Origin of the sequence: Emticicia sp. SJ17W-69 (assembly GCF_051209875.1) — a bacterium.
GTDB lineage: Bacteria > Bacteroidota > Bacteroidia > Cytophagales > Spirosomataceae > Emticicia.
Genome location: NZ_JBNTQY010000001.1, coordinates 2,686,680 through 2,709,984 on the forward strand (window position 1 = coordinate 2,686,680; position 23,305 = coordinate 2,709,984).

The 23,305-nt window shown below is 32.4% G+C and carries 19 protein-coding genes and 1 tRNA gene; 10 read left to right on the plus strand and 10 right to left on the minus strand.

The genetic code is table 11. The features are described from left to right. Window positions 1-52: 52 nt before the first annotated feature. Window positions 53-1,066, minus strand: coding sequence for a rhodanese-related sulfurtransferase (locus ACQUQZ_RS10980; protein WP_435354975.1), 1,014 nt, complete (start codon window positions 1,064-1,066; stop codon window positions 53-55). 152 nt (window positions 1,067-1,218) lie between these two features. On the opposite strand from ACQUQZ_RS10980, the gene ACQUQZ_RS10985 reads away from it, so the two are divergent. Both ACQUQZ_RS10985 and ACQUQZ_RS10990 read left to right on the plus strand, forming a co-directional pair. After that, a complete protein-coding gene (locus tag ACQUQZ_RS10985) occupies window positions 1,219-1,860 on the plus strand; it encodes a deoxynucleoside kinase (RefSeq protein WP_435354976.1) in 642 nt (213 codons plus the stop codon). 182 nt (window positions 1,861-2,042) lie between these two features. Continuing rightward, window positions 2,043-3,713, plus strand: a complete 1,671-nt coding sequence (locus tag ACQUQZ_RS10990) for a sulfatase-like hydrolase/transferase (RefSeq protein ID WP_435354977.1) — start codon at window positions 2,043-2,045, stop codon at window positions 3,711-3,713. A 1-nt stretch (window position 3,714) separates the two neighbouring features. On the opposite strand, the gene ACQUQZ_RS10995 is transcribed toward ACQUQZ_RS10990, so the two are convergent. Together ACQUQZ_RS10995 and ACQUQZ_RS11000 are read right to left on the minus strand one after the other, a co-directional pair. Further along, the gene (locus tag ACQUQZ_RS10995; protein ID WP_435354978.1) at window positions 3,715-5,211 is read right to left on the minus strand and encodes an LptF/LptG family permease; all 1,497 of its coding nucleotides are present in this window, start codon (window positions 5,209-5,211) and stop codon (window positions 3,715-3,717) included. A 101-nt stretch (window positions 5,212-5,312) separates the two neighbouring features. After that, window positions 5,313-5,696: an START-like domain-containing protein gene (locus ACQUQZ_RS11000; RefSeq protein ID WP_435354979.1), complete on the minus strand. Its 384-nt coding sequence runs from the start codon at window positions 5,694-5,696 to the stop codon at window positions 5,313-5,315. 190 nt (window positions 5,697-5,886) lie between these two features. On the opposite strand from ACQUQZ_RS11000, the gene ACQUQZ_RS11005 reads away from it, so the two are divergent. Both ACQUQZ_RS11005 and ACQUQZ_RS11010 read left to right on the plus strand, forming a co-directional pair. Further along, window positions 5,887-5,960 (plus strand) — tRNA-Met (locus tag ACQUQZ_RS11005). Window positions 5,961-6,281: 321 nt separating this feature from the next. Next, window positions 6,282-8,900, plus strand: coding sequence for a YCF48-related protein (locus tag ACQUQZ_RS11010; protein WP_435354980.1), 2,619 nt, complete (start codon window positions 6,282-6,284; stop codon window positions 8,898-8,900). Between the two features lie 89 nt (window positions 8,901-8,989). Here the strand turns inward: ACQUQZ_RS11010 and holA are convergent, their stop codons facing one another. Next, window positions 8,990-9,997 (minus strand): DNA polymerase III subunit delta, encoded by a 1,008-nt coding sequence (holA, locus tag ACQUQZ_RS11015; protein ID WP_435354981.1) that lies wholly within the window; start codon window positions 9,995-9,997, stop codon window positions 8,990-8,992. Between the two features lie 27 nt (window positions 9,998-10,024). After that, window positions 10,025-10,648, minus strand: a complete 624-nt coding sequence (locus ACQUQZ_RS11020) for an ACP phosphodiesterase (protein ID WP_435354982.1) — start codon at window positions 10,646-10,648, stop codon at window positions 10,025-10,027. Window positions 10,649-10,746: 98 nt separating this feature from the next. Between ACQUQZ_RS11020 and ACQUQZ_RS11025 the strand changes: the two genes are divergently transcribed. Beyond that, window positions 10,747-11,259 carry an FKBP-type peptidyl-prolyl cis-trans isomerase gene (locus tag ACQUQZ_RS11025; RefSeq protein ID WP_435354983.1) on the plus strand — a complete coding sequence of 171 codons (513 nt, stop codon included), beginning with the start codon at window positions 10,747-10,749 and terminating at the stop codon, window positions 11,257-11,259. On the opposite strand, the gene ACQUQZ_RS11030 is transcribed toward ACQUQZ_RS11025, so the two are convergent. Further along, window positions 11,249-11,719, minus strand: coding sequence for a deoxycytidylate deaminase (locus tag ACQUQZ_RS11030; RefSeq protein WP_435354984.1), 471 nt, complete (start codon window positions 11,717-11,719; stop codon window positions 11,249-11,251). The two genes, ACQUQZ_RS11025 and ACQUQZ_RS11030, sit on opposite strands and share 11 nt — an antisense overlap. A gap of 141 nt (window positions 11,720-11,860) precedes the next feature. Here ACQUQZ_RS11030 and ACQUQZ_RS11035 point away from each other — a divergent pair, with 141 nt between their 5' ends. Further along, window positions 11,861-12,460: a DUF2911 domain-containing protein gene (locus ACQUQZ_RS11035; RefSeq protein ID WP_435354985.1), complete on the plus strand. Its 600-nt coding sequence runs from the start codon at window positions 11,861-11,863 to the stop codon at window positions 12,458-12,460. A 4-nt stretch (window positions 12,461-12,464) separates the two neighbouring features. On the opposite strand, the gene ACQUQZ_RS11040 is transcribed toward ACQUQZ_RS11035, so the two are convergent. Together ACQUQZ_RS11040 and ACQUQZ_RS11045 are read right to left on the minus strand one after the other, a co-directional pair. Next, window positions 12,465-13,736 (minus strand): M43 family zinc metalloprotease, encoded by a 1,272-nt coding sequence (locus tag ACQUQZ_RS11040; protein ID WP_435354986.1) that lies wholly within the window; start codon window positions 13,734-13,736, stop codon window positions 12,465-12,467. Window positions 13,737-13,787: 51 nt separating this feature from the next. After that, window positions 13,788-14,738 carry a PhoH family protein gene (locus ACQUQZ_RS11045; RefSeq protein WP_435354987.1) on the minus strand — a complete coding sequence of 317 codons (951 nt, stop codon included), beginning with the start codon at window positions 14,736-14,738 and terminating at the stop codon, window positions 13,788-13,790. A gap of 247 nt (window positions 14,739-14,985) precedes the next feature. On the opposite strand from ACQUQZ_RS11045, the gene dnaB reads away from it, so the two are divergent. Beyond that, window positions 14,986-17,640: a replicative DNA helicase gene (gene dnaB / locus ACQUQZ_RS11050; protein WP_435354988.1), complete on the plus strand. Its 2,655-nt coding sequence runs from the start codon at window positions 14,986-14,988 to the stop codon at window positions 17,638-17,640. A gap of 169 nt (window positions 17,641-17,809) precedes the next feature. Next, the gene (gene murI / locus ACQUQZ_RS11055; RefSeq protein WP_435354989.1) at window positions 17,810-18,568 is read left to right on the plus strand and encodes a glutamate racemase; all 759 of its coding nucleotides are present in this window, start codon (window positions 17,810-17,812) and stop codon (window positions 18,566-18,568) included. Here the strand turns inward: murI and ACQUQZ_RS11060 are convergent, their stop codons facing one another. Beyond that, window positions 18,569-19,066, minus strand: a complete 498-nt coding sequence (locus tag ACQUQZ_RS11060) for a GNAT family N-acetyltransferase (protein ID WP_435354990.1) — start codon at window positions 19,064-19,066, stop codon at window positions 18,569-18,571. Window positions 19,067-19,168: 102 nt separating this feature from the next. Here ACQUQZ_RS11060 and surE point away from each other — a divergent pair, with 102 nt between their 5' ends. Both surE and ACQUQZ_RS11070 read left to right on the plus strand, forming a co-directional pair. Further along, on the plus strand, window positions 19,169-19,936 hold the full coding sequence (gene surE, locus ACQUQZ_RS11065; protein WP_435354991.1) for a 5'/3'-nucleotidase SurE: 768 nt from the start codon (window positions 19,169-19,171) through the stop codon (window positions 19,934-19,936). A 125-nt stretch (window positions 19,937-20,061) separates the two neighbouring features. Continuing rightward, a complete protein-coding gene (locus ACQUQZ_RS11070; protein ID WP_435354992.1) occupies window positions 20,062-21,612 on the plus strand; it encodes a GH3 family domain-containing protein in 1,551 nt (516 codons plus the stop codon). A gap of 57 nt (window positions 21,613-21,669) precedes the next feature. Here the strand turns inward: ACQUQZ_RS11070 and ACQUQZ_RS11075 are convergent, their stop codons facing one another. Continuing rightward, the gene (locus ACQUQZ_RS11075) at window positions 21,670-23,208 is read right to left on the minus strand and encodes a c-type cytochrome domain-containing protein (RefSeq protein WP_435354993.1); all 1,539 of its coding nucleotides are present in this window, start codon (window positions 23,206-23,208) and stop codon (window positions 21,670-21,672) included. Window positions 23,209-23,305 lie beyond the last annotated feature (97 nt).

A 23,305-nucleotide genomic window follows, 5' to 3' on the forward strand; every position in this document is an offset into this window, starting at 1 on the left:
TTATCTTTTAAGGATAGTCTGACTTTTAGCATTTATACCCATTTATACCCATTTATACTAAGCCCAATTCTTCTACAATTTGTAGATTTTTAGTATTTTTTCTTGTTCTAAAAGCAATTTCAGGTTTATAACCTTCAGTGGTTTTGGCGTAATACCCTGTTCCATCATAAAAACGCTTTCTTGGATTCTCTTTGCATTCAATTGAACACGCTCCTTGCATTTCTACACCACATTTTTCACAAATTGGCACATGCTCATTGCAATCTGGGTTGGCACAATTGACCATTCTGTCACAAGTAGTACCGCAAATATGGCATTTTGAGATAACTACGGGATTAACTTTATTTACTTCAGTCGTTAAACGATTGTCAAAAACATAACATTTCCCATCAAAATCTTCTCCACCTTCTTCCAAACCATATTTGATTATTCCACCATGCAATTGATAAACATCTGTAAATCCTTGCGAAAGTAGGTAAGCACTTGCTTTTTCACATTTAATGCCACCTGTGCAGTATGTAATGACTTTTTTGTCTTTCAAATGTTCAATTTCGTGCATATGCTCAGGTAATTCACGAAGGTTTTCCATATCAAAAGTTACAGCTCCTTTAAATCTCCCAACTGAATGTTCATAATTTGAACGCATATCAACCAAAACAACATTTGGGTCGTTTTTGATAAGCTGCTTAAAATCTTCAGGTTCGAGGTGTTTACCTGTTTGAATCAATGGATCAACAGGTAATTCTGAATGAACAATTTCTTTTTTGATTTTTACATAAAGTTTTTTAAAAGTATGCGTTTCGCTTTGTTCAACTTTAAAATCAACTTTCGCAAATCTTGGGTCGGATTTTATCCATTTCATGTATTTATCACAATCCTCAACAAGTCCAGAAACTGTACCATTTAAGCCCTCAGGAGCAATAATAATGCGTCCTAAAAGATGATTATCTAAACAAAATTGATGGTGAATGTCTCGATATTCTACAACATTGTCAATTGGAGAATAGATGTAATAAAGCAAAACGCTATATTTTGCTTGTGTAGTGTTTTGTTCTTCAGTCTTCATTGATTACAAAATTTCCAGCTTCAACCTGGATTTGAAATTTATGCAAAATTACAAAACATATTTTTTTAATTCTATGATTTTTATCAGATAAAGCCTTATTTTGTAAAATGTTCGTATTCTGAACATTGATTTAAAAACATTATTTATTAACAATGCACATTGCAATTACAGGAAACATCGGAGCTGGTAAAACTACTTTAGCAACAAAATTGGCGGAATATTATGGGTGGGAAGTGCTTTATGAAGCAGTTGATGGCAATCCTTACCTTCCTCCATTTTATCAGGATATGGAAAAATGGGCTTTTCACTTACAGATCTATTTTTTAAATAGTCGTTTTGAACAAGTTTTGAAAATAAAGAAATTAACGGAAGAAAAAACAATTATTCAAGATCGTTCAATATATGAAGATGCCTATATTTTTGCTCGAAATTTATATGAATCAGGTAAGTTTAATGAAATTGATTACCAAACTTACCAAGGCATGTTTAATACAATCACCCAAGCAATTTCTCACCCAGATTTGATGATTTATTTACGAGCAGATTTACCTAAGCTTCAAAAACAAATAAAAAAACGAGGTAGAGACTTTGAAAAAAACATCGACCCTGATTATTTGATGAGTTTAAATAAATTATACGAGGATTTTGTGAATTTATACACACATGGAAAACTGCTCATTATTAATGTAAATGACATCGATTACGCAGAAAACGAAAATGATTTTCAACAGATCATAGAAATTATAGATAAAAATATAAGTATGGGGACACAATTAGAAATCCAAACACTTTAAGAAAAAAACTGAAACTTCCATACAATTTGATCAAACAATCATATATAAATGGCATGAAAACGATTCATAAATTCTTACTATTTATTATTATTCAATTATTCATCTCGTTGTTAATAATTATAGTTTTTCGACAAATTTATGATTTAAGTTTAAAGTTAATTATTGGACATCTCTCGATTATATTGAGTATTCATTTAATACTAATAATTTGGGGAATATGTTGTTTTTCAATAAAACTGAATATTGTTCAAAAAATCATAAAGTATTCAATTCCGATTTTTTATGGAGTTTTTACTATTCTACTTTACTTTACCTATTTAGCAGCATTTTTTGGTAAAAATTATAATTCTAGGATATTTACTTTTGAAATACTTTGGGGATACTTGAAATATCTTAATGATTTAATTACTACTTTTTCTCTAAATAGCGTATTTGTATATTTTATTATATTCTTTGTTCCGTTGATCATTTTTGTTGCATTTCAATTGATGAATAAATTAATATTTCAAGGTCTCCAACAATTGAAGAATATTAAAATACAAGAATACTATACTCCTCGTATAATCTTATTATGTATTTCAATTTTAGTAGCATCTTTTTTAATCGTAAAAAAACGCTGGTTTATTAACGATAAACTTTTATTAATGGAAGAACCTATCATTTCATTTATTTCACAAGCTCCGTTTCAGGGTTTAACCATTTTGGATGATAATGAAGATGACAAAATACGAAGTGAATATCCCAAGAATTTAAAATTTCAAAAAAAAAACATCGTATTAATTGTAGTTGACGCTTTACGCTCTGACCATTTAAGTCTTTTTGGTTACAAAAGAAAAACATCTCCTTTTCTCGATAGCCTTTACACAACTGGGAATTTAAAAAAAGTTGGATTATCTTTTTCCGTGGCAGGAGCATCGTTCCCAGGTATAAATGGAATATTAAGATCAAAAATATGGTCAAATATGGGCTATAAGAACTTCTCTTTACAACAACTCTTAAAGGATCAAGGATATGAACTTAATTTTCTTGTTAGTGGTGACCACACACACTTCTATGGATTGAAATCTTTTTACGGAAAAAATTCAGATTTCGATTATTATATTGATGGTTCAGAAACTAAAAAATACATTGTCAATGATGATAGAATAATATTTGAAGGACTTGAAAACATCAAACCTTATCATAACAATCCCTCCTATTTTCATTTTCATTTGAATTCAGCACATTTTTCGGGAATAAAACTTGCTAAATACGAAAAATATCAACCTGCTTCATCAAATACAAAAGATAGAGATAATTACACAAATAGATATGATAATGGCATCCTTCAGGCTGATGATTATTTGAAAAGTATTTTTAAAATCTTGCAATCGAAAGGTTATTTACAAAACAGTATAGTTGTCATTACCGCCGATCATGGAGAGGCTCTGGGTGAAAGAGAGCAATTTGGTCACGTGAAGAATGTTTACACTGACCAAATTTTAGTGCCAATTCTGTTTTACGAATCAGAAAAAGTTGCATACAGAAACACAAGTTTAGCAACTACAGTAGATATTGCACCAACAATTATTGATCGACTTGGTTTGCCCATTCCAAAAACTTGGGAAGGTAACTCACTTTATAGCAATGAAAACAGAGATTTTACTTTTCACCAAATGAATGAACATTATGCAATTATCTATTGCAAAGGAAAATCAAAATTAAAGTATGTGTTCAACTACAAAACTAAGAAAGAGGAAATCTATGATTTAAATAAAGATCTTTATGAAAAAAGAGATCTTATTAATACATTAGATAAACCTTCTCTAAATATTTTTAGAAAAAAAATGAGTACATTTCGTTTGAATCAATAATTTAAGAGGCATTACTAACCGTCATTCTTTTGGCAAATTTCTTTTTCCAATAAATCTTAATTTTATCGAAATAAACATCGTAAATGTCACTTTCAAACAGACGGGCATCATTTGTTGCTTTGTAGAGGAAGTAAACACCGAATAGTAAAAGCACAAAATCTGGCATCCAAACACCAATAATAACTGGCCAAATACCTTCTTTTGCGTATTTATCACCTAATTGCATCAAAATATACATCAAAATAAAAAATGTAATTGAAAGTAAAACTGGCATACCAAATCCACCTTTTTTGATAATTGAACCTAATGAAGAGCCGATCAAGAACATGACAAAACATGCAAAAGCCATAGTGAATTTATGCCATTTTTCAACTTCAGCCTTGAAAACATCCCTTCTTTTACTTAAAAAAATGTCAGTATTGGTTTGAAGCTGGTCACGAAGATTTTTTGCTTGCGTAATTGCTACTTCAAAGGTTTCTAAACTTCTTTTATCTTTTTCTAAATTAGCAAATTTAGAATCTATCCATTTCCCGGCTAAAATTTTCTTTACCTGAACAGTATCCCTTTTGATAGTGTCAACAACAACTATTTGTTTTTTTAAATGAAAATTATAAAACTGTCCAATATTATCAGCTTGATTTTTTTGTGAAACTATTATTTCTCTTCTAATTGAGTCCGCTTGTTTATTCAATTGAGAAATATTCTTCATATACTCATGGTACTTGAATTGAGATTCATCTGTACGTTTCATACCAAATGATTCTAAAGAGAATACCATTTTATTCTGTTTGAAGGAATTTTTCACGAATTGAGTTTCATTGTAATTTCCACCGGTATTATTCTTGTATTCAACATAATTTGTGCCGTTAAACAATTCAAAAACCAAATAATTATTATCATACATGGTGTACATTTTACCCGAATCGGCCAATGTTACGTTTACATTACCATCATTTGTATTATGATTATAAATTGTAACTCCCTTCAAGGTTCTACCGTCAGGAAATTTCTTCACTACCTTAATTTTATAACCTGGAATCTCTCTATAGAAAATCCCTTCTTTCACATTCAAAGTGACTTTAGTAGTTTTTACATCATATAACAGACTATAACCTTTCAAATTTGCCCAAGGATTAATTGTATTATTGAACCACAATGAAAACATACTCACGCCAAATGCAAAAATTACTGCTGGTAAAAGTACCCTTGAAATAGGAATCCCAGCAGCCTTAATAGCAGTAAGTTCTGAATACTCCCCCAAATTCCCAAAACACATCAGTGAAGCTAAAAGTACTGATAGGGGTAAAGAAATTGGAACTGTAATAAGAGAAAAATATATAAAGAGTTTGCCAAATACGTCATACCCCAAGTCTTTTCCAACAAAATCATTGAAATAGAGCATTAGGAAACGCATTAAAAAAATAAAAACTACCACACAGGTAGTTAATATAAATGGCCCTATAAAAGAACGTATAACTAATAAATCAATTTTTTTCATGCAAAGCCAGGCGATTTGTCGCCCATAAGAATTAAGCACAAAATTCCGTTAGGAATTTCATTTTCGCAAGCCTTTAAGCTATTTTAACAAACACAAATGTTTTAACCGCCAACAATTTCTTTTAATTTTTCAACCATGCCATCCCAAATATCTTCGAGTTCGGTTTCATCATGGTTATCAGAATTATCAGTAACCTTTAAAAATGTAGCATTTGTTAATTCGCTTTGTTCTAATTTGAATTCTACATAATTACCTTTTTGCTCGTCTTTTAAGAAGTCAAATTTTACTAATTTATTCAAACGCTGAGCAGAAAGCCGAGCTGGATGGCTTTCGTCATCCCAAAGAAAATCAAAATTTGAATCGTTGGTGTATTTGACTTTTGAAGCAAACCATTGCTGCAAACCAGCAGGTGTGCTGAAATACGGATATAGCACTTTTGGTGATGCTCTGAATTCGTATTCACGAGAGAACTTGTATTTTTCCATAACACAAATAAATTTAGAAATGATACTTACTCGACTCAATTAAGTATGATTGAATAACTTTTCCAAGAATTACTATAAATATTTCCGAAATTATTGATTCTCAAATTAGATTTTTTGCAATGTAAGAAAACTTTAACTAATTTTGCAACATAATAATTAAACAGAGTTAGTTCTGAGAAAAATTATTCACTGCGGGATAGCTCAGATGGTTAGAGCGTAGGATTCATAACCCTAAGGTCGGCGGTTCGATCCCGCTTCCCGCAACATTAGTAATCAAGCAGTTACGATTTTACTCGTAACTGCTTTTTTTTATGTACAAGCTTAAAAATGAGTATCGAATAAACTTAACTAAATTCATTGTCAACTTTATTGATAATATATCGTAGTTGACTCTATACTACTTATCTTACAAATTTATTTTTCATCTTATCGAATATCAAATATATCCTATAAATGATTAAATAAAATTCTTTTTTTAATCATTTATAGCTATTTTGCAAAATAACATTGTGATTCCAAACAAAACTTTTCAATAAACTTCACTTTACATCTTTGTAATTTTTTTAAATTTCAAACCTAAATGATATGAAGAAAATTTACTGTTCGTTATTATTCTTACTTTTGCTCGTTGACTTAAATGCACAATTCAGACTATCGGCAAATCAATCCATTCTATGCAATGGAAATTCTACAACTATTACACTACTTCATCCAAATGCTAATACAAACTTCAATGCTACATTACAACGAAATGGCGTAAACATTGCAAGTACAACCACTGGTGAACATAGCTATACCACCAGTGAAGCTGGAGAGTATCAATATGTTTATGATGATAGACCAGTTTTGAGGCAAATATTCGGACCTAAATTAGATGTTTTAACAGCATATAATGACATATATTTTATCAACCCTACAACTGGATTTATTGTAGGAGAAAATGGGGTTATTCTAAAAACTACGAATGGTGGGCAAGACTGGGGTCTAATCTCTAACACTAATAGTTCATATCTCAATGGTTATCGTTCTATTAGTTTCAGTGATGCTAATAATGGTTGGGTTTTGAGTAGTTGGGGAAAGGTGCTTAAAACTACTGATGGTGGAAATACATGGACAGATAAAAGTCTTGCTCCTATTTGGGTCAAGGATATTTCTGCTGTTAGTGCTACAACAGCTTGGGTTGTAGGTCGAGAATACCGACCGATTATAAAAAAGACAAGTAATGGAGGAGATAGTTGGGAAGATGTTTCTATTGGTACTTTAAACAGTGATAGATATTTGAATACAGTTTTTTTCCTTAATCAAAACATTGGATTTATTGCAGGTGATAGAGGTATAATCTACAAGACTATAAATGGGGGTACAAACTGGCAATCTATTTCAATAAGCTCAAATACCTATCTTGATTTCACTGATATTTTTTTTCTTGATGCAAACACAGGCTGGTGTATAACCGTTGGTGGAATAATCTTTAAAACAACTGATGGAGGTACAAACTGGACAATGCAAGCACAGGGTAATGGGAATGATTACAGTGAGACTAATAATAAAATCCATTTTTTTGATACGATGAATGGCGTTGCTTCAAGGGGGGAGTTAATTCAAAAAACTGCTGACGGTGGCCAGACTTGGACTTATTTCGGTCCTATAGAAGGTAGTTCTGGCTCAACTAATTCAAGTGCATTATATTTCTTTTCTCCTGATAATGGCTTTAAAACAACTGCAGACCGCATCTATAAATATTATTCTTCTATGCCAAGAAGAACCAATAGCGTTACGATAGAACAACAACCAATTATCAGTTCCGAAAATCCGAATATTTGTCTTAATCAAATAACTACCCTTTCTGTAAATAATACCTCTTCTTATAGTAATATTCAGTGGTTAAAAGAAAATACACCGATTACAAATGCTAATCAAAGGAATTATTCCCCTTCTGAAACTGGAAACTATCAAGTACGGTCTTCTACTTCTATAGACTCATGGCAAATAAAACCAAACTTACCTGGTACAGAATATTTCTCTTTTGCCAATGCACAAATCGGTTGGATTAGAGGAGCAAACGCTAATCATGAAGCAGTATTTTTTAAAACAATTGATGGAGGTGAAACCTTTAGCGAAACGGTAGTACCAAGTGCGGAAACTCAGTTGAGGGGACTAACAAAGTTCACCGTACGGACAACTCAAGAAGCATGGGCAATAGGATACGAACCTTTTATTGGATATAGCTATTACATTAAAAAAACAACAGATGGAGGCGTAACTTGGACAAAAAAGAAAAGTGAGACGGGGGATAAAGTGTTGAGGGATATTTTCTTTTTGGATGAAAATCGTGGTTGGGCAGTAGGTTCAACTTTTGGTGGAAATTATGAAGCATTTATATTGCGGACAACTGACGGAGGCGAGAATTGGGTGACTCAATCTTCGTACCACCCTTTTATAAATAATTTAAGTAATATTTTCTTTACAAATGCTAATATAGGTTGGGCTTGGGGAATCGATTCTGAGTTCCACCAATCAAACTCTAATTCAATTATATTAAAAACTACAGATGGCGGTAACAACTGGACTAAAGTTTTATCAGTGTTAGGAGAAAACCCAAAAGCTTTTTTCTTAGACGAAAATAATGGTTGGTTTTCTACCAGATATTATATGTATCGCACACATGATGGGGGTGCTAACTGGACGATGTTACCCTCTCAATACAAGGAAGTATTCGGACAAATGTACTTTAGTAATCTAAACGATGGAATTATGCTATTTGACAGAGCTAACTTTAGTGGGCCTGCCGATTATGATGCTGGTACTTACAGAACCAATGATGGAGGTAATACATGGAGAAAATTAACTGCTATTCAATTGTCAGACGTTCCTGCTCAAATTCTTGGTCTTAACAAAATTTTTGCCAGAATAGGCAATACCATGTCTTATCTTACGCAAAGCACATTTTCATGCCAATCTTTGCCAATTACGGTTGGTACCAATTGTTGTTCATTGTCAGTAAATTTATCAAGTCCAAATGATGATATAACAAATGGCATCATTACTAAGCAAGCCTCTGCAACAAATGGTAATATAAGTGCATCAAATCAGATTAGTGGACTTGCCAAAGTAACTTATCAAGCAAAATCAATTCAACTTAATCCCAATTTCAAAGCTGATAATGGTACTGTTTTCAAAGCCGAGATTGGTGGATGTAATTAAAATATATCTTAGGAGGTAGTTCTATCCCACTTTCCTCAACCAAAAAAGCCTCAAAAAGAGGCTTTTTTGGTGTTTTTTTTAATAATAAGTTAGTGCAATATTTCAAATACCAACTTTCTCAAAATATCTCCTTCGTTTTCTTCACCAGTTTCAACACCTTTTGATTTTAAATCAGCAATTTTTAGAGCATGTATGATAAATGCCAATTTTGAAAAGGAGTAATTTCTGGACGCTATCAAATAGTCTTTGGCAAAAAAAGCATTTACTTTTAATAATGCGGCTACTGCACTTTCTGATTTATCATTAGAAGCATGAACTAATAAAACTTTGCTAAAGAAATTATATAGAATAATCAAAATTGGTTGAATTGGGTTATCCTTAGGATTATTACCGAAATAAATTACAATTTGATTAGCTTTTAAAATATCTCTTTGTATTAAGGCTTTTTGCAACTCAAAAACATTATATTCCTTGCTAATCCCAACGTATTTTTGAATAACATCAGCATCAATCCCATCACCTAATTTTACGTTCAATACTACTTTATCAATTTCACCTGTCAATCTTTTCAAATCATTCCCAATATGTTCAACAAGTAATTGGATAGCTTTCATGCTAATTTTAACACCATTACTATGACAATAACTGGCTACAAATTCTGGTAGCTGATTATCATATAATTTCTTAAAGTTTTGCAAAACCCCTTTTTTGGCAAACGCCTTCACCCAAGTTTTTCTCTCATCTTGTGCATTACCAAAACAAAGTACTAAAATGGTAGAAGCTAATGGATTTAAGGCATAATCTTCTAATATTTTTTGATTTTCCTTTTGATCAATTCCTTGTATTTGATTAGCATCCTTCACAATAATCAATTGGCGTTCTGCCATCATGGGAAATCGTCTGGCGTAATTGAGTAAAGCTCCAACTGTCAATTCTTTTCCAAAAAGCACAAATTCATTAAAACCTTTTTCGTGTACAGGTATGGCTAAGCTCTGAATTTTATCAGCAATTTGTTCAATATGAAATGGTTCATCTCCATGTAGAAAATAAAGTGGTTTAATAGAATCTTTTTTGATCGATTTTAAGATTTCGGACATATTTCCTCAATAAAAACTTGCTAATAATTATACAGATTTATTACTGGCAACATAACCTTTGTTGATTAAAAAGTTTGTGCATTCATTTATCATTAATGGAAAAAAAACACTAAATTTTTCATCAAAGAAATCATAATGTAGTTTCAAATCTTCAACTGCATTTTCCATGTTTGATTCATAAGCTGTGCGTCGAGAAATGCCAGTTAAGGCTCTTTCCATCCCCCAAAATTCACTGTAATTTTTAAGCCAATCATGTTTGATCATTGATTCTATCATCGGTTTCATTCGCTCAGGCATCACGTCCCAATGTTTTTGAAATGAAGAATGTACTCTTTTTCTAAAATCTTCAAACGGCTCAGAAGAATATTTCTCCCAATGTATAGCCAAAAAGTGGTCGAAAAAAATATCAATCACAACGGCAGCATATTTGTGATACTTCTTATAAAGCACTGATTTACAATCACTTACTATTGGGTGCGTATCAGTAAAACTATCGATTAACCGATGTAGCAAAATACCATTTTTAATATTTTCATTGTAATGTTCATTTCGAGGATGTTCGATTCTTCCTACAACAAAATCTTCTAAAAGATTGCCAACCATGACCTCCTCATCATCGCCTGAAAGAAATAAATGTGCTAAAAAATTCATTAAATAATTTAGAATGTGTACGTTTGCGACAAAGTTAAAAAAATAACTTACTCTTTAAATACAAAATCTTTAAAAGGCGAACAAACGCTACTAAAATTATGAAAATTGCATCAAAAAAAGTTGTAAAGTTGGTCTATGAATTATACATAGGGGAAGATCAAACAGAGGAATTGGTTGAAGTGGCAGGTGAAGATGATCCAATGGTCTTTATCCATGGATTAAGTGGCTTACCCGAAGCATTTGAAAACCACCTTATTGGATTATCAGCCAACGACTCATTCAACTTTACAGTCAGTGCAGAAGATGGATATGGTGACATCGACGAGGAAGCAGTAATTGACTTCCCTATTGAACATTTTAAAATTGAAGATGGAAAAGTTCCAGATGGAATGTTAGAAATTGGAAATTTTATTCCTTTTGCAAATGAGGAAGGAAATAAAATGACAGGTAGAGTAACGGAAGTTCACCCAGATTTTGTCATTTTAGATTTTAATCACCCATTGGCAGGACAAACCATGCATTTTAAAGGTCATGTAATTTCGGTCCGTAATGCAAATCCAGATGAACTTTCACATGGTCATGTTCATGGCGAAGGTGGCGTTATTCACTAAATTGAACTACTTCAACACCAAACTTTCGTAGAAAATCTACGCCTTCATCATTAGGGATACCTTTGTATTGGGCGTAGGATTTCCAAAATAACACTTTTTTTATTTTCATAGAATAAATTACTCTTGCACAAGCTATACAGGGTGAAAGTGTAACATACAGAGTTGTTCCCTCAATATTAGCCCCATTTTTAGAAGCGTATAATATTGCATTCTGTTCGGCATGAAGAGCCAAAGAACAACTACCTTTGGAATCTCTTGGACAGCCATCATGCGGAAATTCTTCATCACAATTGTGGGTATGTGCAGGTGGACCATTATATCCAATGGAAATGATTCGAGTGTCTTTTGTCAAAACTGCCCCAACTTGTGCCTTTACACAATGCGAACGTAAAGCAAGGTTTTTGGCCAAATCCATAAAAATATCATCAAAATCGGGCTTTTGTTTTACAACTTTTTCCATTTTTTATCGTTAAAGTAATCTTGACAGTTGATTTAAGGTCAGAAAGCAAGAAAAAAACTATTAAATATTCTAAACTTTGGCACAATAACGCCCAGCTTCTTTAATTCTATCGTATATAAATACAATCCGAAACGCTAAATTATGAAATCTTGTTTAAACCCAATGCAGTCTATTTGTATTCTTTTTTTATTCATAAGTATTTCAAGCTTCGCAGTAAATGATAGCATTGTAAAACCTCAGGTTAGAAACAGTCCTATTGTGATTGCAAATTTAAAAACAGCAGAAAATAACTATGTCAAATGCACTTATGGACAACCTTTAAAGAAAGGAAGAATTATTTTCGGTGAATTAGTACCTTATGGTAAACTTTGGAGAACTGGTGCCAATGAAGCTACCGAAATTACATTTACAACAAACATTCAAATCGGAGAAAATGCCCTTCCAGCTGGCACTTATACCCTATTTAGTATTCCTGATAAAGAAAAATGGACAATTATTTTGAACTCTGAATTAGGGCAATGGGGAGATTTTACATATAATGCTTCAAATAATGTATTAACTTATGAAGCAAGTATAAGTAAAAATACAGATATATATGAAGGTTTTACAATTCAGTTTGAAGACAAAAATGGTGGTTTTAATATGTATTTATTATGGGATGATATAAAAGTAAATGTTCCTATTCAAATAATTGGTGAAATAAAACAATCCAAAAAAAAGAAAAAAAAGCGATGGCTATGATTTTTTAAAACAAAGCCAGTCTTTTTTGTACCTGTTGAGCATTGGAGGTAACGGTTAAAATATAATTGCCCGGAGGTAAATCTTTGGTTTTGAGTGTAACAACTGTACTGGGCAAATCAGTAAAAAATTCGGAATAAACTTCTCTTCCAAAAATATCTTTGATTTTAATATTAAAATCTTGAAAATTTGGCAATAATACTTGAACTTGTACAGCAGTGATACTCGCTGGGTTTGGGAATATGGTAGCCTCTAAGGTTGTTGAGGGTGGGAGTTGATATTTTGCAAAGTTAACCACTCTCCTACGACGTTTGCTCAAGTCTAATGCAGCTCTTATTCTATCTTTTTGACCTTGAGTGAAAATATTCATACATGAATCAGGCGTATAATCCATGTAATCTTCAATCAAGTTACGTGTTCTTGTTCCGCCGCAATTTGAAAAAACTGCATTACAATAATTAATATTAGATGTCGATGTTGGAGGAGTATCCGCCACAAAATCTGTTCCACAGTATTCATCTCCCCAAGTATGATATAACCCAAGCCAATGTCCAATTTCGTGCGTTGCAGTACGTCCAAAACTATATAAACCTTTGGTATTTGTACCTATTTTCTTTCCAAAAACTGTATAATCAATATAAACTCCATCAAGGCTTTCTGTTGCTTCATTATCTAAACCTGAAATGGTTTCAGCATAAGGAAATTCACCATATCCAATATAACCTGAATTATACGCTCCAACCCAAATATTTAGGTATTTATTGCTATCCCAATATGACAAGTTTGACATCGTTTGACGATCATTATCACTTGTAATATTGAAGATTTTTTTTGTAGTATATGAACGAGTGATACCGGATGAAGGATTACCATTTGGGTCAATGTTTGCTAGAAAAAATTCTATTTCTACATCGGCACCAATTGGATTAGAATTAAAACCCAATGTCCCTGCTTTTCTTCTATAATCTTCATTCAAAACCTTTATTTGTGAATAAATTTGCTCATCAGAAATATTATTACCAGTAATTTCATTATTGGCTTGATTATGAATTATATGCACAACTACTGGAATTCTGATAATCTCAGAAGCTACACGAAGATTTTTTTGACCATTGAGATACGTTTCTAGAGCTTGCTCATACCTTATTTTTTGGAGAGAAAGTTCTGGATGATTCATTTTAATAACTGAATCGCAATAGGCATTTGCACATACTCTTGTTCTTTGAGCAAAAGCAAAAATATGCAAAAACAAGAAAATGATTGTTAATTTTTTTTTCATTCTAATAAGACGTGTCGAACTTAGTTTTTGGTTGCAAATCCAGTCTGCATGTTAACTATTATCAGCACTTTCATAAGCTTTTAAAATGTCTCTCACTAATTTATGTCTAACTACATCTCGATCATCTAATTCAATAAAGCCAATACCTGTGATATTCTTTAAAATATGCAAAGCATCTGCTAAACCTGATTTCTGCTTAGAAGGTAAATCAATTTGAGTTTTATCTCCTGTAATAAATGCTTTTGAAAGAGGTCCCATACGAGTCAAAAACATTTTAATCTGCATAGGCGTGGTATTTTGTGCTTCATCTAATAGTATAAAAGCATTATTGAGTGTTCTACCTCTCATGTAGGCTAATGGAGCAATTTCTATGGTACGATTCTCAATATAAAATTTTAGTTTTTCTGAAGGAATCATGTCATCTAAAGCATCATAGATTGGCCTCAAATATGGGTCAATTTTCTCTTTTAAATCTCCAGGCAAAAATCCTAAATTTTCACCAGCTTCAACCGCTGGACGAGTAATGATAATTTTCTTAACTTCTTTATCTTTCAATGCTTTTACTGCCAAAGCAACTGCTGTATAGGTCTTCCCCGTACCTGCAGGTCCAGTGGCAAATACAATATCAAATTTCTTACCTGCCTCAACCATTTTCTTTTGATTAGCAGTTTTTGCTTTGATGGCATTACCCTTCGTACCGATCAATATTAAATCATCATCGGGTGTTTCATGTGTTGCGGATTCTATATCGGCTTTTATATAACTGCGAACTTGTTCCGTTGTCAGTCGTCCATATTTTTCTAAATGCTGAATCAATGCTTCTAAGACATCTGAAATTCTATGAATTTCGTCAACATTCCCTTTGATTAATATTTGATTCCCACGAGAAATGATTTTACTCAATGGAAAAGCTTTTGCAAGCTCTTTGATATTATTATTTTCAACCCCAAGAAAATCTGTCAATGAGATTTCTTCATCCAACGTAAATACTTTATCTGTCAAAATTCAATTATGGTTTGTTTATGTGATATTTTAATATTATCTTATATGAACTTTCTAAATGAAAGTACTCAAGCTTATTAACTCCCAAAGTTCAAAAATTATTCACATATTTGTTGAGTTTTCCACAAAAAAATCTTAAAAAACTTATTTTTAGCTGATAATCAAGCTATTAGTCAATATAACTAAAATATTCAAAAGTTGCTTGCTTTTTTGATAAAAGAATTTTCCTTAACATTGTATTAATATTATGGAAAAAAGTTATCAAAATAACCCAGTTAATGCTAATCAAAACCAAAGAGGTTTTGGAAAAAATCTCTTTTTGGAAACACTAAGGTCTGAATCAGGCAAACTCCCACCCCAAGCCGTTGAGCTTGAAGAAGCCGTTTTAGGAGCTTTGATGATTGAAAAAGATGCCCTCACTGCCGTAGTTGACATTCTTCAAGATTCAAGCTTTTATAAAGAATCTCATCAAAGAATTTATAAAGCAATTATTTCTCTATTTGGTAAATCCGAACCAATAGATATGCTCACCGTTACAACTCAATTGAGAAGTACTGGTGAATTAGAGTTTGTTGGAGGTGCCTCGTATTTAGTCAAATTGACAAATAAAGTAAATTCTGCTGCAAATATTGAATACCATGCTCGTATTATTACTCAATCTGCCATCAAGCGAGATATGATTAAAATTGCGGGTGAAATCCTAAAGGATGCTTATGAAGATACAACGGATGTATTTAACCTTTTGGATAAAATTGAACAAAATTTCTTTGAAATTTCGGAAAGAAATATTCGTAAAAACTATGCTGATGCCAGCACAATTATGCGGGCTACCATTGAAGAATTAGAGAAGAAGAAAAATAATAAAGATGGTCTGACTGGGGTAGCAAGTGGATTTACTGAACTTGACCGAATCACAAGTGGTTGGCAAAATACTGAACTTACTATCATTGCTGCAAGGCCAGCGATGGGAAAATGCTTAGGTAAAGGAACAAAAGTATTGATGTATGATGGTACTTTGAAAAAAGTTGAGGATGTTGAAAAAGGTGACTTATTAATGGGCGACGATTCTACGCCAAGAAATGTACTTTCAATTGCTCGTGGACAAGAAAAAATGTACTGGATTCGTCAAAATAAAGCGATTGACTATCGAGTAAATGAAAGCCATATTTTATCTTTGAAACGCAGTCGTAATGAAGGAAAATATAAAAAAGGTGAAGTTTTAAATATCACAGTAAAAGATTATCTTGATAAATCCGATAAATTTAAATCAAATTATAAAGGTTATAAAGTTGAAATCGATTTTGAAGAAAGAAATCTTGAATTAGAACCCTATTTCTTGGGGCTTTGGTTAGGAGATGGTCACTCTTATAGTTCAAGAATAACTAATATTGATACGGAAGTTGTAGGTTTTCTAGGAGAATATGCTGAAAAGTTAGAATTGGAATTAGTAGAATATAGTCAAGTTGGCAAAACACCGAACTATGGAATCACCAAAGGTTTCCAAGGAAAACAAGATTTTTATAGTATTCAACATGAGCTTAGAGAACTAAATCTTCTCCAAAATAAACACATTCCCCAACATTATTTAATTAATTCTAAGGAAAATCGTTTGCAATTATTAGCAGGATTATTGGATAGTGATGGTAATTACGATGAAAAATTCAACTGTTTTGAAATCTCACAAAAGAATGAAAATTTAGCTCATCAAATAAAATTCTTGTGTGATTCTTTGGGTTTTAGAACTTCAATAAAAAAGAAAAAAACCACAATAAAAGCTTTGAATTTTGAAGGAACTACCTTTAGAGTTCGTATTTTTGGTAATTTAGATTCCATTCCAACAAGAATTGAACGTAAAAAAGCTCGTCAATTAAAAGCCAAAGCAGATTGGAGAGTAACTGGAATTAAAGTAGAATTTGACAAAGTTGACGATTATTACGGTTTTGAAATTGACGGCAATCATTTGTTTTTGCTGGAAGATATGACTGTAACTCATAATACAGCCTTCGTTGTTTCTGCCATGAGAAATGCTGCTGTTGAATGGAATATTCCGGTGGCTATGTTTTCTTTGGAGATGTCGGCAACACAATTAATGTTACGTTTGATTTCTGCCGAAGCTGAAATTGATAGTAATAAATTACGCAAGGGAAAACTCGAAAATCATGAGTGGGTACAACTGCATCAAAAGATAAAAAATCTTTCGAATGCACCCATTTATATTGATGATACTCCTGCCCTATCTATTTTAGAAATGCGGGCAAAATGTCGTCGTTTAAAAGCTCAATTTGATATTGGTTTGGTGATTATTGATTATTTGCAATTAATGACTGCCGATACTGGTAGCGGTGGCAAAGGCAATCGTGAACAAGAAATTGCCGCGATTTCTCGTGCCATGAAAAACCTTGCTAAAGAAATAAATGTGCCTGTTATTGCTCTTTCTCAATTAAGTCGTGCAGTAGAAACTCGTGGAGGTGATAAGCGACCTCAATTATCTGACTTGCGTGAATCTGGTTCAATTGAGCAAGATGCTGATATGGTTATGTTTTTGTATCGTCCTGAGTATTATAAAATTACACAAGACGAACAAGGCAATTCAACTGAAGGAGTTGGTGAAGTAATTATTGCCAAAAACCGAAGCGGAGATGTAGATACTGTAAAGCTTAGATTTATTGGAAAATACACTAAATTTACAGATTTGGATGGTTTTTACACACCACTTCCAGGACAAGATAATTTTGGTGATTTTAATATTCCAAAACCAATCATTTCTGCTAATTCATTAGAAAATTTTGAAAGTTCAGCTCCAAGTTCTATGCCAAGCCCTAATATTGGTGGAACAGTCACATTGGGTAGCAAGGCTAATCAAGCTCGAAATTTAGATGATGAAAAAGAGTTTCCTTTTTAAAAAGAATGAGCAGTTGAATGAATTCATGAATAATTCTTCATGATTATTCATCAAGACACTTTTATTGAATTTTTAAGAAAAAAATATAAGTCATTGATTATAAGCGACTTGCATTTTTCGCAAATCGTAAATCCTAAATCGCACGGGCGACCCCGTCGTAATTTCTTAAATGATAGGCGTTTTTGATTCTGGAATTGGCGGACTCACTCTTCTACATGAAATCATTCAGCAATTGCCAAATGAGCAATTTTGCTATTATGCCGATACAGAAAACGTTCCTTACAGCACAAAATCCGAAGAACAGATAAAATCTTATGTGGAAGATGCGGTCAATTATTTTCTTCAAAGAAATGTAAAAGCCATTGTTTTAGCTTGTAATACCGCCACTAATGTTTGTGTTGAAGATTTACGTAATCGTTACACATTGCCCATTATTGCCATTCAACCAGCAGTAAAAGTGGCTGTTGATAATGACAAATTTGGGAGAAAAATATTGGTTTGTGCTACCCCTATTACCTTACGTTCGGCAAGATTTCAGAGATTGGTTGACTTATTAAATGCCAATAATTTAGTTGAGAGATTAGCTTTGCCAGAATTGGTAAAATTGGCCGAATCTGAAGTTTTCGATGAAAAAGCTAAGCAATATATTCAAGATTCGCTACAGCAATTTGATATCAAACAGTTTAGTTCTGTCGTATTAGGTTGTACTCATTTTACCTATTACGAACCTACTTTCCGAGAGATTGCCCCTCATTTAAGCATTTTTGATGGAAATGAAGGTACTGCTCGGCACTTAAAGAATATTTTAAGTAAGCTGAATTTACTTTCAAATGAAAACTTTTCAGTTGAATATATAGAATCGGGAAAGCCTACACAAAACCTTTCAAGGTTTGAAAGATATATCGAGAGAATCAAATTATTATATTGATTAAATTAATATTTTTCTCATCACAAAATCATTCATCCAATAATCTCCAATTGGAATATCCTCCTCTAAAATAATTTCAAAACCCACTTTTTCATAAAAAAAACGAGCTTTATTATACCGATTAACATTCAAATCAAGGATTTTTCCACCTAAGTTTTTAACTTGGGATTCCACTTCTGATAATAATTTTTTACCATATCCACCACCTTGAAAAGTTGGATCTAAATATAATTTATTCAACTTATACACACTTTCTTTTTCGTCCTTTAACGAATAAGATGCGAAAGCAACAATTTGATTATCAGCAAATTGTAAAACAAATACTTGTCCATTTGTCATTTGCTCAGCAAGTGCTGTTTCACTATAAATCAAATCAAACATAAATTTCGGTTGCTCTTTACCTAAAATTGGTTCATAAGTTACAAACCATGTTTTTTCAGCAATTAATCTTATTTGTTCAATATCTTTGTTTTTTGCTTTTTTATAAGTAATAATCATAGTTTTTCAAAAATTCTTCACAAATATAAACTCTGCTTACATAACATTTTGTTAATTTGCATCAAAATATTATCTGCGATCTGAAAGTTCGCCTAACAGTATATGAAACCACTAATTTTAGTTACAAATGATGATGGTATTACTTCTAAAGGAATTTCGGTTTTGATTGAGGTGATGCGAAAAATAGGAGAAGTATTCGTTGTGGCTCCTGATAGTCCCAATTCCGGTATGGGTCATGCAATCACTGTTGATAGTACCATTCACGTAAAAAAATCAAAATTATTTAAAGGTTTAGAAGCCTATGAATGTTCGGGAACACCAGCAGATTGTGTAAAATTAGCAAAACATCATTTTTTGAAAGATAGAAAAATTGATTTGGTTGTGAGTGGTATCAATCATGGAGCAAATGCTTCTATTTCTGTAATTTATTCGGGTACTATGTCAGCGGCAGTTGAAGGAGCAATCGAAGGAATTCCTTCAATAGGCTTTTCAATTGATGATTTTAAATATGATGCTGACTTTCAACATGTAAAACGTTGGATAAAGCGAATCACAGAAAAGGCTCTAAGTCATGAATTTCCTGCACATGTTGCCTTAAATGTTAATTTCCCGAAAAAATCTGAGAAACCAATCAAAGGAATAAAAATTTGCCGTCAGACAAACGGCTATTGGCACGAGGAATTTGATTTCAGACATGACCCACACGGTAGACCTTATTTTTGGATGGGTGGTGATTATGTCAATCGTGAACCTGATGTTGAAGGCACTGATATTCATGCAATTAATGAAAATTATGTGGCGATTGTACCTGTTCATTACGATATGACTGCTCATTCGACAATAAAAAGTTTGAAAAAATGGAAACTTTGAAGGAGTTAGGAGTTAGGAGTTAGGAGTTAGGAGTTAGGAGTTAGGAGTTAGGAGTTAATTTAAAAAGTGTTTATTGGATTAATCGTAAAACTCAAAATTTATTACTGAAAAAGAGCGAAAATCATATGGCAGTATTAGGCAGATTATTAAAGGGCAGTATCACATTTACTAGTAAAATTCAAGAAATAAGGAAAATTAAACCTTTGAAATGGCAAAAAAAGGCTTTTACTAAACTTATTTCTAAAGCTCGTTATACACAGTTTGGCGAAGCCTTTAACTTTGAAGAAATTCTTAGTTCAGCAATTTTTGACGGTGAAAAAGAATTTTACCAAAAATTCAAGCAGAATGTGCCAATTTATGATTATTCAAAAATATATAAAGAATGGTGGTATAAAGCTCGTTTGGGAGAAAAAAATGTTTGTTGGCCAGGTAAAGTTAAATATTTTGCACTAAGTTCTGGTACTTCGGATGCTTCGTCAAAAGCAATTCCTGTGACCAAAGATATGATAAAAGCTATTCAGCGAACAAGTATCAATCAAATCATAACTCTTGGAAAATATACTGAATTACCTGCCGACATTTACGAAAAAGGATATCTAATGCTTGGAGGTAGTACCGCATTAAATGAAGTTGATTCTCATTACGAAGGCGATCTTAGTGGTATCACAACTGGTACAATCCCAATTTGGTTTCAAAATTTTTACAAACCTGGTCAAAAAATTGCGGCTTTAAAAAACTGGGAAAATAAATTAGAAGATATTACTGCCAATGCACCAAATTGGGACATTGGTTTCTTGGCAGGTGTGCCTGCTTGGCATACAATTTTACTCGAACGAATCATTAAGCGATATAATTTAAATACAATACATGATATTTGGCCAAACCTTACTGCTTTTGCATGGGGAGGGGTTTCTTTGGATCCATATAAACAAGGTTTAGAAAAACTATTTGGTAAACCTGTAATTTATATCGAAACCTACATGGCTTCAGAAGGTTTTCTTGCTTATCAAGACCGTCCTAATGGGAATCTTCGATTAGTTTTAAATCGGGGAATTTTCTTTGAATTTATTCCATTCAATGAAAATAATTTTGATGAAGATGGTAATTTAGTAACAAGCCCAGAAACATTGATGGTTGATGAAGTTGAAGAAGATGTTGATTATGCACTTCTTATCTCAACGTGTGCTGGTGCTTGGCGTTACATGATTGGTGACACAATAAAGTTTACCGATAAAAAAATGGCCGAAATTAAAATTACTGGCCGAACTAAACATTATTTAAGTTTATGCGGTGAACATTTGTCGGTCGATAACATGAATCATGCAATCGAACTTGTTTCAAAAGATTTAGGTCTTGATATTAGAGAGTTTACAGTTATTGGCGTAAAACATCCACCTTTATTTGCTCATCAATGGTACATTGCTACTGATGATAAAGTTGATGAAAAGCAGCTTTGCGAATTAATTGACAAGAAAATTTGTGAACTTAACGATGATTATGCCGTTGAAAGAGGTCATGCCTTGAAAAATATTTTTGTAAAGGTTTTACCAACACAAGCATTTTATGAATGGATGAAAATGCGTGGCAAGGAAGGCGGTCAACATAAATTTCCACGAGTTTTAAAAGGTAAATTAGTGGAAGATTGGGAAGGGTTTGTTAAAGAAAAATATTCTTAGAGGTATAATTAATAAAGATAATTAGAAGGCATGAAAGTAATATCCATGCCTTCTTTTTTATTTTTTCTTATAAACATCATCATTTACAGTATCAGCCTTAGCCTGCATGAGCAAAGCCATTTGCTGATCATTGATGCCTGATTCAATGACTAAATTAGGACATTCTTTTTTCAATTGCACTATTCCAGCTTTGGTTACTTTTGTTTTCCATACATAAACTTTCTTCAACCATTTCATAGCACCTAAGACTTTTAATCCTTCGTCAGTAACTGAAGTGCCATTGATGTTCAAATATTCAAGATTTTTTAATTCTTTTAATTGTTGTAAACCGTTATCAGAAATTTTTGTCCCTTCCAAATGTAGTCGTGTAAGATTTTTTAGTTTTGCAATTTCAACCAATGTTTTATCTGTAATTTGCGTATTACTTAATTTCAACCAAAGTGTTTGTTGAGGAGCATTTGAAACCACTACTGCTTCTTTATCAGTCAGTTTTGAATTATTCAAATAATTGATTTCAATGTAATTATTATTTTGAGCAATAGGCAGAATTAATGCCTTAGTCTTTTTTATATCTTCTGAAACTCCTTCATTAATGATCCCAACTTCTATTGAAAGAATCTTCTCTTCTAAATCAAACTTATCTTGTTTAACAGTTGAAATATTTTTATTGTCAATGACATTTATTCCACCACCGAGCGAAGCCAAAATCGGCTTAATTGTCTGATTTACAGTTAACTGTGAAACTTTTTTGTCAAAACTCGCACCTTGTTCAACCCACCATTTCATTAAAGAAAGTTCATTTTCTGTAATTTGATTTTTACCTTTTGGAGGCATGTGGTGTTCATCAGATTCGGGTAACAAGATTCTATTGATAAATTCGCTTTCTTCAACATGATTAGCCTTAAAAATTACGCCATTTTTTCCACCTTTTTTTATAAGCTCAATTTCGTCCATTTGAAGGTTTCCTTTCTTTTTACTTGCATTATGGCATTGTTCACATTTTTGTTTAAAAATTGGATGGATGATTTCTTGATAGACCAATGCTTCATTTACATTTACAATTTTGGGTAAATCTGTTTTATTAATATTTACTAATCTATCTGACATTCCAAGCCAGCTACGAAATGGTGGAGGTGTATTATCTGTCAAATAGGTTTCACCATGTGTAAGATTACCGCCATGATGTCCTGCAACAAACATTAAAATACATGATAAAAATATTGCAGGAACATAAAAGATTGTGTTGATTCCAATTTTCTGCGTAAGCCATTCATTTTTTGCCAACCAAGCAATCCAAAGAAAAACTGCTAACCAAATTCCTTGCCATTGATGCTCAATTAGTATCTCTTCGTTATAACCACCCTCCATAGAAAGGAAATAACCTGCCACACAAGCAAGTGTAGCACTCAAGGCTGTCACTAATAAAGCAATTTTGATGAGTTCATTTGAAACCTCCAATTTTCCTAACATTTTGAAGATCTCAATGATGGAAATCAATATTATAAAGCCAATGGGTAGATGAACTAAAAGTGGGTGGAATCTTCCAAAGAAAGCTGTCCAGTCTGAGACTGTTAGCATGATCAATAAATGGCACATATATATTTTTAGGGTTGATAGATTTATCAAAAATACAAATTCAAAAGGAAGAATCAAAAAAAGAGTCAAAACAACATGTTTTGACTCTTTTTAGAAT